Source organism: Comamonas sp. UBA7840 (assembly GCF_002501455.1).
GTDB classification, from domain to species: domain Bacteria; phylum Pseudomonadota; class Gammaproteobacteria; order Burkholderiales; family Burkholderiaceae_C; genus Comamonas; species Comamonas jiangduensis.
In genome coordinates this window covers 1-13,354 of sequence record NZ_DLTI01000010.1, presented here as the reverse complement: position 1 = coordinate 13,354, position 13,354 = coordinate 1, and the positions used below count along the sequence as shown (strand labels likewise).

The following is a 13,354-nucleotide window of genomic DNA, read 5'->3' as shown; positions in this document are numbered from 1 at the left end:
TCTGCGTGGAAATCAACACACCATCGAAATCGAGGTAGACAACAGCTGGACTATGCTGTTTTGCCGCTGGATTGTTCGAAGCGGTGCTGCACATGCTCATCTTTGTCGATCCCTATGACTAGGTAGCTACTTGATGAAGTATGCCTAGCTTCGTCCTCAAGCGGATGAGCGCAGCATTCGACTGCTCAATGTGATCGACGACTGAATCACACCGGGTTTGATGGAGGCTAGTTTGTTGAAGTGCAGGCGTTAGCCTGCACGGTATTGGCAACTTGCCGCCAGTAGTTTGCCTCAGCTTCCGCTGGCGGTATATGCCCTATGGATTCCAGCAGCCTGCAGTGGTTGAACCAGTGCACCGGAGCTCCCCGCGCATCGACTGTCACTGACGGATTTACAAATGGAGATACGCAAACCACCCCAACCAGGCCGAGTGCTAGAGAGTACCTTGGTGATACACAAGTCGCTCATGCAAATCTACAGCTCGGTGTAAGTCATACCCGGATTCTCTCCGGTCATTTACTCACTTCGTATTACATGGCTTACCGCCTTGGCGGAGCTTTCGGGACAAAGCCTGAGTTGTGAGCAGGAACGCAAATGCAACATGACCTCGACCAAGCCACTTTACCAATGCACTATCCGTAAGGCACAAAACCACTTTCATTTTCATTGACCCGTAAGGCTTTGCCCACAAAAGGGAAGGCCCGTTGCGGGCAGGCGCTGCGTTCACAAACCTTGCAGCCCATGCCTATAGGTGCTGCGGCATCCACATGACGCAAATCCAGCCCCTTGGAATAGACGAGCCGAGCGGCATGTTGCAGGTCGCAGCCCAGGCCAATCGAGAACGTCTTGCCGGGTGCTCCCCAGCCGTGGCCGACATGGCTGATGGTGCGTGCCACCCAGAGGTAGACGCGGCCATCGGGCATAGCGGCCAGTTGCGGCACGATGCGCCCCGGCTGGGTAAATGCCTCATACACGATCCAGAGCGGGCAGGTACCGCCGGTTTTGGAGAAGTGAAAATGCGTAGCTGATTGACGCTTGCTGATGTTGCCTGCCCGGTCCACGCGCACAAAGAAAAAAGGGATGCCAGGTGCCTCTGCCCGTTGCAAGGTGGAGAGGCGGTGGCATACGGTTTCAAATCCCACCCCAAAGCGCTGGCCCACCAAATCGATGTCGTAGTGCAAGTTCTCCGCAGTCTGCAAAAACTCGTCATAGGGCAACACGAAGGCACCTGCCACATAGTTGGCAAGCCCCATGCGTGCCAGGCGCCGCGTGGCCTCATCCTGCCAATGCGTTGACCGCAGCTGCTCCTCAATCAAGGTGTCAAACTCCAGCAAGGCCAGTTGTGTGGCCAATTGAAAGGCTTGCTGGGCCGGGCGCAGCTGCGGCGTGACATAAAGCGTTCGCGACGCTGGATCAAAGTGGCGGTGACGATGTTCCCCACTCATGCTGCTGTGGCCATCTCGCAGCACCAGAACTTGGTGCTTGGCTTGCAGCCGATATTTCAGCCACTCCTGCAGCGTACCGCCTTCAGCGTTGATTTGAGCTTGGGCCTGTATCGCCAGGTTTTCTGCGGTCCGGTCCAGGGCATCAAAATAGTTGCGATGGGCAAAAAAGAAGTCACGCACGGCTTCGAAAGGCATTTGGCGCGGAGCATGGGCCAGCAGGAGTTGGCCTTCATCCATTTCAGCGCGGTCATCGCCCATGCGGACCGTCAAGGCCTCCAGTCGCTCGGTATCGGCCAGATGGCGCTGGTGCATAGCCAGCAGCGCCTTTGCTAGCTGCGGCAGCTTGGAGGCGACTTCACGCAGCTCGGGCAGCGGCACGCCACCACTTTCTTGCGGCATGGCTGCTATGGCATCGCGCAACTGCGCCAGCAGGCGCGCCTCTTCGTCTTCCGAAAACTGCTGGATGTCCACACCCAGCGCCTTGTGGATCTTGAGCAGCACAGCCACGGTAAGCGGGCGTTGATCCTGCTCAATCTGATTGAGGTAGCTGGGCGATAGATCCAGAGCTTGCGCCAGCGCAGCTTGCGTCATGCCGCGCTCGGCACGCAGGCTGCGCAGCCGTACCCCCATGAAAGTTTTGGCCATCTCACCGTCTCCCTGTTTTATGGATAGAGAAATTCGCAAAATTTGCAATCTAGCGAATTCTTCTTCGCAATGTTTCGCTAATTCAGTGCTATCTCGGTGCAATTCAATTGCGTAGATTGCGAAGTATGGCAGACCAGAAAGCCCATAAGCGCTTTTGATTGCCATCCATAACTACCCAAGGAGACCCGTATGAGCATCGTGGCCGAACCCACAGTCCAAGCCAACAATTCAGCTGTCACAGGCACGTTCAAGCCCAAAAAGTCCGTGGCCCTGTCGGGAGTGACGGCCGGTAATACAGCGCTGTGCACCGTGGGTAAGACCGGTAATGACCTGCATTACCGCGGCTACGACATTCTGGACATTGCCGAGGTCTGCGAATTTGAAGAAATCGCCCACCTGCTGGTGCATGGAAAGCTGCCCACGCGCGCTGAACTGAAGGCTTACAAGAACAAACTCAAGGCACTGCGCGGTCTGCCCACCAGTGTGAAGACGGCACTGGAGCAACTGCCCGCCGCCAGCCACCCCATGGATGTCATGCGCACCGGCGTCTCGACCCTGGGTTGCGCCCTGCCCGAGAAAGACGACCACAACTTGCCCGGTGCCCGTGATATTGCCGATCGCCTGATGGCATCGCTGGGCTCCATGCTGCTGTACTGGTACCACTTCAGCAACTCGGGCCGCCGCATTGAGGTGGAGACTGATGACGACTCCATCGGCGGCCACTTCCTCCACCTGCTGCACGGTGCCAAGCCTTCGGATAGCTGGGTACGCGCCATGCACACTTCGCTGAATCTGTACGCCGAGCACGAATTCAACGCATCCACCTTCACGGCCCGCGTGGTTGCAGGCACCGGCAGCGATATGTACTCCGCCATCACCGGCGCGATTGGCGCGCTACGCGGCCCCAAGCATGGCGGTGCCAATGAGGTGGCGTTTGAAATCCAGAAGCGCTATGACAACCCCGACGAAGCTGAGGCCGACATCCGTCGCCGCGTAGAAGCCAAAGAGGTCGTGATTGGCTTTGGTCACCCCGTCTACACCGTGAGCGACCCGCGCAATGTGGTCATAAAAGGCGTGGCCAAGCAGCTGTCGGATGAAGCTGGCAGCACCAAGATGTACGACATCGCTGCGCGCTTGGAGGCCGTGATGTGGGAAGTCAAGAACATGTTCCCCAACCTCGACTGGTTCAGCGCCGTGAGCTACCACATGATGGGCGTGCCCACCGCCATGTTCACGCCCTTGTTCGTGATTGCCCGCACCAGTGGCTGGGCGGCCCACATCATCGAGCAGCGCCAGGACAACAAGATCATTCGCCCCAGTGCCAACTACACCGGCCCTGACGATCTGCGCTTTGTGCCGATTGAAGAGCGCCAGTAAAACCTCACCCTGCCCCACGCCATGACTATCCAAACCCTGCAGGCCCACTCACTGTGTATCGCCATAGCTGACAAATTGCGCGAGCGCATTCTGAGCCATCAGATGCTGCCAGGCAGCGATATCAACGATGGCGCGTTGGCTCTGGAATTTGGCGTGAGTCGCACCCCTGTGCGCGAAGCCATGAAGCTGCTGTGCCATGAGGGTCTGCTCACAGCACAGCCCCGCCGTGGAATGACGGTGACTTGCCTCACTGCCGCACAGGAGGCAGAGGCCCAGCAGCTATGCCAAGTTCTGGCACAGCACCTGAATGAGATCGGGCACAAGAGCAGCACATCCTGCACTGAACTGACACAGCGCGTCTATGCGATTGCACAAGCACGCTTGCAACTGGCAATGGGTCCCCGCCCGTCATACACCCCTGCTATTTCAGACCAGCACAGCGCTGCTTTTGCTGACTAAGCCTGTCACAAGATAGAAAAATGAGTACGCACAACACCCACAACGTCTACCGCAAATTACTGCCCGGCACGGCTTTGCATTACTTCGATGCGCAAGCTGCTGTCGAAGCAATTCAGCCCGGGGCTTGGGCCACATTGCCCTATACCAGCCGTGTGCATGCCGAAAACCTGGTGCGCCGCTGCGAGCCAGCCATCCTCACCGAATGTTTGACCCAGATCGTGCAACGCAAGCGCGAGCGCGACTTTCCCTGGTTCCCGGCGCGCGTGGTCTGCCACGACATCCTGGGCCAGACAGCGCTGGTCGATCTGGCCGGTCTGCGTGACGCCATTGCCGACCAGGGCGGCGACCCTGCTGCCGTCAACCCTGTCGTTCCCGTGCAATTGATAGTGGACCACTCGCTGGCAGTAGAGTGCGGCGGATTCGACCCCGATGCCTTCCAGAAAAACCGCGCCATCGAAGACCGACGTAACGAAGACCGCTTTCACTTCATCGACTGGTGCAAGCGCTCGTTCAAGAATGTGGAAGTGATTCCACCAGGTAACGGCATCATGCACCAGATCAATCTGGAGCGCATGAGCCCTGTGATCCATGCTATCAATGGTGAAGCATATCCAGATACGCTGGTCGGCACGGACAGCCACACCCCGCATGTGGATGCACTGGGCGTGATCGCTGTCGGCGTGGGCGGCCTCGAAGCCGAAAATGTCATGCTGGGCCGTGCATCGTGGATGCGCCTGCCCGAGATCATTGGCGTGCAGCTGAGCGGCAAGCGCCCAGAGGGCATTACCGCCACCGATATCGTGCTGGCCCTGACCCAGTTCCTGCGCCAGCAAAAAGTGGTGGGCGCGTATCTGGAGTTCTTTGGTGAAGGCGCCCGCAGCCTCTCCATTGGCGACCGCGCCACCATCTCCAATATGGCGCCCGAATATGGCGCGACGGCTGCCATGTTCGCCATCGATGAGCAAACCATTGACTACCTGCGCCTCACTGGCCGCGAGCCTGCCCAAGTTCAGCTGGTCGAAACCTATGCCAAGCAGTCCGGTCTGTGGGCAGATGCGCTGAAAAACGCCGTCTACGAGCGCACGCTGCAGTTCGACCTGTCCAGCGTAGTGCGGAATATGGCAGGCCCCTCCAACCCGCACGCCCGCCTGGCCACCAGCGATCTGGCCGCTAAGGGCATTGCCGGTGAATGGACTGAGCAAGAGGATCAGATGCCCGATGGCGCCGTCATCATCGCGGCAATCACCAGTTGCACCAACACCAGCAACCCGCGCAACGTGATCGCTGCCGGTTTGCTGGCACGCAACGCCCGCAACCTGGGCTTGATGCGCAAGCCCTGGGTCAAGTCGTCGCTGGCCCCCGGCTCCAAGACCGTGCCGCTGTACCTGCAGCAGGCTGGCCTGCTGCATGACCTCGAAGCTCTGGGCTTTGGCGTGGTGGCGTTCGCCTGCACCACTTGCAACGGCATGAGCGGCGCGCTCGACCCTGCCATTCAGCAAGAGATCATTGATCGCGACCTCTACACCACGGCCGTACTCTCTGGCAACCGCAACTTTGACGGCCGCATCCACCCCTACGCCAAGCAGGCCTTCCTGGCGTCCCCCCCCCTGGTGGTCGCCTATGCGATTGCCGGCACCATTCGCTTCGATATCGAAAACGATGTGCTCGGTGTTTTCCAGGGGCGCGAAATTCGCCTCAAGGACATCTGGCCCAGCGATGACGAGATTGACCGCGTAGCCAAGGCCGCCGTCAAGCCCGAACAGTTCCGCGCTGTCTATGAGCCCATGTTCACCATCCAGGCGGACAACGGCGCCAAGGAAAAAGCACTGTACGACTGGCGCGCGCAATCGACCTACATACGCCGCCCACCCTACTGGGAAGGTGCTTTGGCAGGAGAGCGCACGCTGCGCGGGATGCGCCCGCTGGCCATCCTGCCTGACAACATCACCACCGATCACCTGTCGCCATCGAATGCCATCATGATGGACTCGGCCGCAGGTGAGTACCTGCACAAGATGGGTCTGCCCGAAGAGGACTTCAACTCCTACGCTACCCACCGCGGCGACCACCTCACCGCCCAACGCGCCACGTTTGCCAATCCCAAGTTGTTCAATGAAATGGTGGTGGACAACAACGGCAAAGTGCGCCAGGGGTCTCTGGCCCGTGTGGAGCCCGAAGGCAAGACCATGCGCATGTGGGAAGCCATCGAAACTTATATGGAGCGCAAGCAGCCCCTGATCATCATTGCCGGCGCCGACTATGGCCAGGGCTCGAGCCGCGACTGGGCCGCCAAGGGGGTGCGTCTGGCGGGTGTAGAAGCGATCGTGGCCGAAGGTTTTGAGCGCATTCACCGCACCAACCTGATCGGTATGGGCGTGCTGCCTCTGGAATTTCTGCCCGGCACCACTCGCTTGACGTTGGGTCTGGATGGCACCGAAACCTATGACGTGATTGGTACGCGCAAACCGGGTGCCGAGCTGATGCTGCACATCTACCGCCAAACTGGCGCCCGCACCGAAGTGCCTGTGAGTTGCCGCTTGGATACAGCAGAAGAAGTCAGCATTTATGAGGCTGGCGGCGTGCTGCAACGATTTGCACAAGACTTTCTGGCTAAGAACTCTGAACAAAAAGAGCTTGAAGCCCAGGTTTAATTAGCACGGGTAGCTATCAAAGACGATGGCTACTCACTCTTGGATAACGACCCTAACGCCAGAGACAACCATGAGTGACAACCAGCGGTTTGCACCGCAAATCAAGATTCCAGCCACCTATCTGCGTGGCGGCACCAGCAAAGGGGTGTTCTTTAAACTGCAGGACTTGCCCGAAGCAGCACAGCAGCCCGGCCCTGTGCGCGACGCCATTTTTTTGCGCACTCTGGGTAGCCCTGATCCCTATGGCAAGCAAATTGACGGCATGGGCAATGCATCGTCGTCCACCAGCAAAGGCGTGATCCTGAGCCGCAGCACGCGCGCCGACCACGATGTGGACTACGTGTTTGGCCAGGTCGCTATCGACAAGGCATTTGTGGACTGGAGCGGTAACTGCGGAAACCTGAGCGCGGCTGTCGGCCCTTGTGCCATCCATATGGGCTTGATTGACGCAGCCCGTATTCCACAAAACGGCACCGCCATCATCCGCATCTGGCAGGCCAATATTGGCAAGACCATCGTGGCCCATGTGCCGATCACCGATGACCAAGTGCAGGAAACCGGCGACTTTGAGCTGGACGGAGTAACTTTCGCTGCAGCTGAAGTCGCACTGGAATTTCTGGACCCCGCTGACGATGGCGACGACGGTGGCTCGATGTTCCTGACAGGCAATCTGGTCGATCAACTCGACGTTCCTGGTGTTGGCAGCTTTGCTGTGACCATGATTAACGCAGGTATACCCACCATCTTCCTGAACGCCAAAGACCTGGGCTACACCGGCTGTGAGCTGCAAGACGACATCAACAACGACGCCGAAGCGCTGACCAAGTTTGAAACCATCCGCTCCCACGGTGCGATTCGTATGGGTTTGATCAAACACCTGAGCGAGGCAGCCACGCGCCAGCACACACCCAAAATTGCCTTCGTCGCACCAGCCCAGAGCTACACCGCATCCAGCGGCAAGGCTATTGCCGCACAGGACATAGACTTGGTCGTACGAGCTCTCTCCATGGGTAAGCTGCACCACGCCATGATGGGTACGGCCGCCGTGGCTATCGGCACAGCAGCAGCCATTCCCGGCACACTGGTCAATCTGGCAGCGGGCGGTGGCGAACGCCGTGCCGTTCGCTTTGGCCACCCAAGCGGCACGCTGCGTGTGGGTGCAGAAGCGCAACTCGTTGACGGTCAATGGCAAGTCACCAAGGCCTTGATGAGCCGCAGTGCGCGCATTTTGATGGAAGGCGCGATACGTGTGCCCGCATTGGTGCTGGAAGCCAAATAACAAACAAAACAGGCTGTAGCGCTTGATGCATAAGCGCTAGCCGCTATTAAATTAAAGAGACATATCATGAACCCCAAGCAACAACTCAAAGCCCTGGCTGACGCACGCCGCGGTGTCATCGTTCCCGGCGCTTTCAACGCCATGTCCGCCAAACTAATCGCAGATTTAGGCTTTGAAGCGATTTACGTCACCGGTGCAGGCGTGACCAATATGTGGTTTGGCATGCCCGACCAAGGTTTTATGGGTCTGACCGATATCGCTGACCACACGGCGCGCATCCGTGAAGCCGTGGAAGTGCCGCTGTTAGTCGATGCAGACACCGGATTCGGCAATGCCGTCAACACCTACCACGCCGTGCGCACGCTTGAGCGCGCAGGTGCCGACTGCATTCAGCTGGAAGACCAGGTCTCACCCAAACGCTGCGGCCACTTCAACGGCAAGCAAGTCATTGAAACCAGCGAAATGCTGGGCAAGATCCACGCTGCGGTGGATGCCCGCCGCGACAGCGGCACCCTCATCATGGCCCGCACCGATGCCGCAGCCGTTCACGGCTTTGAAGCCGCTATCGAACGCGCCCAAGCGTTTCAAGAAGCTGGTGCCGACATTCTGTTCGTCGAAGCCGTCACCCAGGCCGAAGAAGTGCGCGCCCTGCCCCAGCGCCTGCAGGCACCCCAGTTGATGAACATGGTCATCGGTGGCAAGACCCCCATCCTCAACGCCGATGAGCTCGGACAGCTTGGCTTTGGCTTTGTGCTGTACGCCAACGCCGCCCTGCAAGGTGCAGTGGCTGGCATGCAAAAGTGCCTAACCCTGCTGCGCGATGAGCATAAAGTGGATGAAGACCCCGCCATCGTCGCCCCGTTCCTAGAGCGCCAACGCCTGGTGAACAAGGACTTCTGGGATTCGCTGGAAAAGCGCTATTCCTGACTCTCTGCCATAGGTTCTGAAGTCTGACTCGACCATCGCATGGTGCAGCAGATCTACAGCAATTCGATCCCCGGTAGTGTTTTGAATGTGCTTTCGCGGGTAATACGCACGAAATCAGCCATCCATGGACGTTGCGCAACTTCTGGTGTGCTGGCCATGTACAAGTGCGCATGCAGTCCTTGTTTGCTCACTGGCTTGGCAGTGACATAACCTTTGTCCAGATAACTTTGCACTGTCCACATCGGTAATGTGGCAATACCGCGGCCACTCGCGACCAATTGCAACATGGCAACGGTCAGTTCACTGGTGCGACGGCCTGCGGGGGTGACTCCGGCAGGCATCAGCACTTGCCGCATGATGTCCAGCATGTCATCTGGAATCGGGTAGCTGATAAGCACTTCATCCGCAAAGTCCTGAGCCTCCAAGTAGCTGCGCTCCGCCAAATGGTGGTGCTTGGCTATGAGAGCCAGCATTTCATAGCGGAACAACGGATGGTAGATCACGGGGTCGTTGTCATCGGGCTCTCCCACGATGGCGACTTCTGCACGGTTTTGCAGAATCAGTGCCACAGGGTCGGGGTGAAAGCCAGAGACGATGTCCAACTCCACATCAGGCCAACGCTGGCGGAACACATCCATGGCGGGCATCAGCCAGTCAAAGCAGGTATGGCACTCCACCACAATGCGCAGCGTGCCACCTCCACCTTGCGATAAGCGCAGCAAATCGCGTTCGGCTTGTTCAACCTCGGGCAGTATTTTTGCGCCCAGCTCCAGGATGCGTTCGCCAATGGCACTGAATTTTAGGGGGACGGACTTGCGCTCAAACAAGGGGCTGCCATAGCGCTCTTCCAGAAATTTGATCTGATGGGAGAGGGCGGATTGGGTCACATTCAGCAGCTGCGCAGCACGAGCCAAGCTGCCGGTTTCATGCAGGGCAGAGAGTGTCCGCAGGTGACGCAGCTCTAAAAACGGGGAGAGGATCACGGCAGTCTTTGGGTACGAAAACTCAACAACATTAGCTTACCTCAAGTCACACTGAAAAAAACTCGTTTTACTTCAAGATGTACTCTTCATAGCATTCATGCATTCCTAGGCACCGCCCTGTCCCAGTTGTGGTGCTTTTTTTGAAAGTTTGTATGTCTCTGAGTCGTTCTCTTTCTCCTAATGGCATTGATGTAGCGGGCAATAGCTCCTTGTGCCCCGAATTTACTTTCAGCATTGATAAATTAATTTTTGATGAGGACTATCAACCCTCTGAAAAGACTCGCCTGACGACCAATTTTGCCAATTTGGCGCGTGGCGAAAATCGCAAAGAAAATTTGCGACGCACCATCAAGATGATGAACAATCGGTTCAATAGCTTGGCCTATTTGGATAATCCGAATGGAGATCGCTATGCGATTGAATTAGAGATTATCTCTGCTGATCTGAAAATCAATCGGAAACCGCTTAAGAATCAGCTTCCATTGATTGAAATATTGAAAACAAATATTTTCGACAATCAAACAGGTAAGTACATCGAAGGAAGCGGCGGTAACAGCTTTTCTTCATACGTTCGAGACTATGATTTCAGCGTTGTATTGAAAAATCATAACAAAAACAAAATTCAGTTTAGCGAGCCGGAGGGCTTTGGCGAATTGCATGGCAAGCTGTTCAAGCACTTTCTCGAATCAAGCGCCTACAAAGAAAATTTCAAAAATAGCCCGCTGATCTGCCTGAGCATTGCAGCTGAAAAAACCTACTACCAGACAGGTGTAACCCACCCTGTACTGGGCGTTGAGTACAAACAAGACCAACTTTCAATTACCGATAATTATTTCGCCAAGATGGGCCTGAACGTTCGCTACTTCATGCCTGCAAACAGTGTTGCCCCACTGGCATTTTATTTTATTGGCGACCTGCTGGCAGATTATTCAAATATGGAAATCATTGCTGCAATTAGCGTCATGGAAACGTTTCAGAAAATCTACCGCCCAGAGATTTATAACGCCAATGCACCAGCAGCCATTCGTTTTCAGCCTAGCTTGAGGAATACCGACCACTCATTGACACGGATTTTCTACGATCGCGAAGAGCGTAACCAATTGGCTGTGAGCCAGGGCAAGCTGACGGAAGAATGGTTTATCAAACCCTACCAAAAAGTGCTTGAGCAATGGTCTGCGCATGTCCAGATTTAATGGTTCTACATCTCATGGTTGTGATTGTTGGATGCAATTTCATGAAAGAAAAATCATGCGCCCACTGCGTTTAGTTGCAGTCTCTGGCGGGCTGCAGCAAAGCTCCAAGTCCACTGTTTTGGCCAAGCATTTGCTCAGTCTGGTTGCTAAGGCGGTACCGTGCGATGTACGTCTGATCAGCATCGGGCAACGTGTCCCGCAATTGGCAGGAACGACATTTCGCACGCAATTGCCAAGCTTGCTGGAGCAAGAACTTGCTGCCGTGGAGCAGGCAGACATCCTGATTGTGGCTACCCCTGTCTTTCGTGGCTCCTACACAGGCATGTTCAAGCATTTTTTCGACTTTATTAAACAGGATGCACTGGTCGATAAGCCTATCTTGCTGGCAGCCACTGGCGGCAGTCAGCGTCACGCGTTGATGATTGATCACCAGTTGCGCCCTTTATTCAGCTTTTTTCAAGCGCGCACTTTGCCTTTAGGCGTTTATGCGACGGACACTGATTTTGCGGACGGCAGCCTTCGCAATGATGCTCTGCTTGAGCGAGCCCAATTAGCCGTTGAAAAGGGATTGCCAATGATTGAGCTGGCATGCCGCGCGACGACCTGCGCTGACTTGGAAGCAGTGGCCGCTTAAGAACTCCTGTCGCACTCACCGTACAGGCATACGGCCTTGCGGTGAGCCCCCCATTTTTAAAAGGAATCCTTATGTTTGAGACATCTATTGCTGGCAGCCTGCCCAAACCCGAATGGCTTGCGGAAACCAACAAACTCTGGCCCAAGTGGAAAGCAGAGGGCGATGCCCTGCTGCAGGCCAAGGCAGACGCTACTTTGCTGTGGATCAAGGCGCAGGAAGACGCGGGCCTAGACATCGTGTGCGACGGCGAGCAGTCGCGCCAGCACTTTGTGCACGGCTTTCTCGAAAAGGTCGAAGGCATTGACTTCGACAACAAGGTGACCATGGGCATCCGCAACAACCGCTACGACGCCATGGTGCCGCAGGTGGTCTCAGCTCTGCGCCTCAAAGGCCGCGTACATGGGTTTGAAGCCCAACTGGCACGGGCACACACCAAGAAAAAGCTCAAGTTCACCCTGCCCGGACCCATGACCATCATCGACACTGTGGCCGACCGCTTTTACGGCGACAAGGTCAAGATGGCCTTTGCCTTTGCCGAGCTGCTCAACCAGGAGGCGCTGGCACTACAGGCCGATGGCGTCGATATCATCCAGTTCGATGAGCCCGCATTCAATGTCTACATGAAAGATGCTGCCGACTGGGGCGTGCAAGCGCTAGAACGTGCAGTGAAAGGCTTGAACTGCACGACGGCTGTGCACATCTGCTATGGCTACGGCATCAAGGCCAATACCGACTGGAAGAGCACGCTGGGCGATGAATGGCGCCAGTACGAGACCGTATTCCCTGCACTGGCCCGCAGCAGCATTGACCAGGTGAGCCTGGAATGCATCAACTCCCACGTGCCACCTGATCTGATGAAACTGCTGGCAGGCAAAGATGTGTTGGTCGGCGTGATCGATGTGGCCAGCGATGTGGTCGAAACACCCGAGGAAGTGGCCGACACTATCGCCCGTGCGCTGGAGTTTGTTCCCAAGGAACGCCTGTTCCCATGCACCAATTGCGGCCTAGCGCCCATGGGAAGGGACGTGGCATGGCGAAAGCTGAAAGCGCTGGCAGCAGGCACCCAACTGGCAAAAGAGCGGCTTGAATCGACCAGTGCTTTTTAGACAATTTTAAACCACCAAGAGAGCCGGAACGGTGCAATTCACTTTATCGAAAACGCTTGATCAATCAGTGATTCCCCCTTTTCCATATCGCATTTGTCAAAAGCTTTTTCCGCTGCTTTCAAGAGCTTCACTCTTTTTGAGAATTCCTCCAAGTCCCTCCTCTTTGGAGGAGAGCGCATCAGACCGCCCATCGGATAGACCTGTTTATCAAATTTTTCTTTGACGATTTTCCGCAGCTCTCGCAAACACTCTCTAACGGGTAAGGGCTCCTTCAGTATTAGTCTATCCAGCAGCCACAACATACCTATTCCAGCTCGTCTAAAGATTGGCATCTGACCTGCTAGCTCAGCTCTGCGCATCGCACACGCCATAGCGCCCAAAGCCTCTGGAGATGGCTTCACCGCAAGAAGCCAAGGCACTTGCATCGTCAACTCAGAAAGCATCAACGCAGCTGATTCCTCCAATCCCTCTCCCGACAAAAGATATTCCGCCAACTCATCATGTGGCAGCTGCTTAGCGCATTCATAAATCTCTGATGGATAGAACTCTGTTTCTTCCAAAAGATACCAAACTGGCGTATAGAACCACCTCGATGTACCTGGATACAGGCGCTCGACTTCATCTACCCAAACACGTGTTGATTTCCACGCAGAAC

11 protein-coding genes are annotated in these 13,354 nt (G+C 56.1%); 8 read left to right on the top strand and 3 right to left on the bottom strand.

Going from position 1 to position 13,354, the window contains the following annotated elements; all coding sequences use genetic code 11:
• Positions 1–632: 632 nt before the first annotated feature.
• Positions 633–2,090, bottom strand: a complete 1,458-nt coding sequence (locus B3R00_RS02145; RefSeq protein ID WP_286997166.1) for a short-chain fatty acyl-CoA regulator family protein — start codon at positions 2,088–2,090, stop codon at positions 633–635.
• A gap of 189 nt (positions 2,091–2,279) precedes the next feature.
• Between B3R00_RS02145 and prpC the strand changes: the two genes are divergently transcribed.
• The 5 genes from prpC to B3R00_RS02120 all read left to right on the top strand — a co-directional run bounded on the left by prpC (position 2,280) and on the right by B3R00_RS02120 (position 8,783).
• Complete coding sequence (gene prpC, locus B3R00_RS02140) at positions 2,280–3,467, top strand: bifunctional 2-methylcitrate synthase/citrate synthase (RefSeq protein ID WP_286997164.1); 1,188 nt, start codon at positions 2,280–2,282, stop codon at positions 3,465–3,467.
• Between the two features lie 21 nt (positions 3,468–3,488).
• A complete protein-coding gene (locus B3R00_RS02135) occupies positions 3,489–3,926 on the top strand; it encodes a GntR family transcriptional regulator (RefSeq protein ID WP_286997163.1) in 438 nt (145 codons plus the stop codon).
• A gap of 20 nt (positions 3,927–3,946) precedes the next feature.
• A complete protein-coding gene (gene acnD, locus B3R00_RS02130) occupies positions 3,947–6,577 on the top strand; it encodes a Fe/S-dependent 2-methylisocitrate dehydratase AcnD (RefSeq protein ID WP_286997161.1) in 2,631 nt (876 codons plus the stop codon).
• 70 nt (positions 6,578–6,647) lie between these two features.
• The gene (gene prpF, locus B3R00_RS02125; RefSeq protein WP_286997160.1) at positions 6,648–7,856 is read left to right on the top strand and encodes a 2-methylaconitate cis-trans isomerase PrpF; all 1,209 of its coding nucleotides are present in this window, start codon (positions 6,648–6,650) and stop codon (positions 7,854–7,856) included.
• A 66-nt stretch (positions 7,857–7,922) separates the two neighbouring features.
• Entirely contained in the window at positions 7,923–8,783 is an 861-nt protein-coding gene (locus tag B3R00_RS02120; protein WP_286997159.1) for an isocitrate lyase/PEP mutase family protein, read from the top strand.
• A 53-nt stretch (positions 8,784–8,836) separates the two neighbouring features.
• Here the strand turns inward: B3R00_RS02120 and B3R00_RS02115 are convergent, their stop codons facing one another.
• Positions 8,837–9,763 (bottom strand): LysR family transcriptional regulator, encoded by a 927-nt coding sequence (locus tag B3R00_RS02115; RefSeq protein WP_174863801.1) that lies wholly within the window; start codon positions 9,761–9,763, stop codon positions 8,837–8,839.
• Positions 9,764–9,975: 212 nt separating this feature from the next.
• Between B3R00_RS02115 and B3R00_RS02110 the strand changes: the two genes are divergently transcribed.
• The 3 genes from B3R00_RS02110 (at position 9,976) to B3R00_RS02100 (ending at position 12,699) form a co-directional block, all read left to right on the top strand.
• Entirely contained in the window at positions 9,976–10,959 is a 984-nt protein-coding gene (locus B3R00_RS02110) for a putative oxygenase MesX (protein ID WP_286997168.1), read from the top strand.
• 52 nt (positions 10,960–11,011) lie between these two features.
• Entirely contained in the window at positions 11,012–11,593 is a 582-nt protein-coding gene (msuE, locus tag B3R00_RS02105) for an FMN reductase (RefSeq protein ID WP_219164846.1), read from the top strand.
• A gap of 71 nt (positions 11,594–11,664) precedes the next feature.
• Positions 11,665–12,699, top strand: coding sequence for a methionine synthase (locus tag B3R00_RS02100; RefSeq protein WP_286997158.1), 1,035 nt, complete (start codon positions 11,665–11,667; stop codon positions 12,697–12,699).
• Positions 12,700–12,737: 38 nt separating this feature from the next.
• On the opposite strand, the gene B3R00_RS02095 is transcribed toward B3R00_RS02100, so the two are convergent.
• A partial coding sequence (locus tag B3R00_RS02095) for a hypothetical protein (protein WP_286997156.1) occupies positions 12,738–13,354 on the bottom strand: 617 nt, incomplete at its 5' end.

Coding starts and splice junctions, on each gene's coding strand:
- B3R00_RS02145 (WP_286997166.1), bottom strand. CDS start 2,090: ATGGCCAAAACTTTCATGGGGGTACGGCTGCGCAGCCTGCGTGCCGAG.
- prpC (WP_286997164.1), top strand. CDS start 2,280: ATGAGCATCGTGGCCGAACCCACAGTCCAAGCCAACAATTCAGCTGTC.
- B3R00_RS02135 (WP_286997163.1), top strand. CDS start 3,489: ATGACTATCCAAACCCTGCAGGCCCACTCACTGTGTATCGCCATAGCT.
- acnD (WP_286997161.1), top strand. CDS start 3,947: ATGAGTACGCACAACACCCACAACGTCTACCGCAAATTACTGCCCGGC.
- prpF (WP_286997160.1), top strand. CDS start 6,648: ATGAGTGACAACCAGCGGTTTGCACCGCAAATCAAGATTCCAGCCACC.
- B3R00_RS02120 (WP_286997159.1), top strand. CDS start 7,923: ATGAACCCCAAGCAACAACTCAAAGCCCTGGCTGACGCACGCCGCGGT.
- B3R00_RS02100 (WP_286997158.1), top strand. CDS start 11,665: ATGTTTGAGACATCTATTGCTGGCAGCCTGCCCAAACCCGAATGGCTT.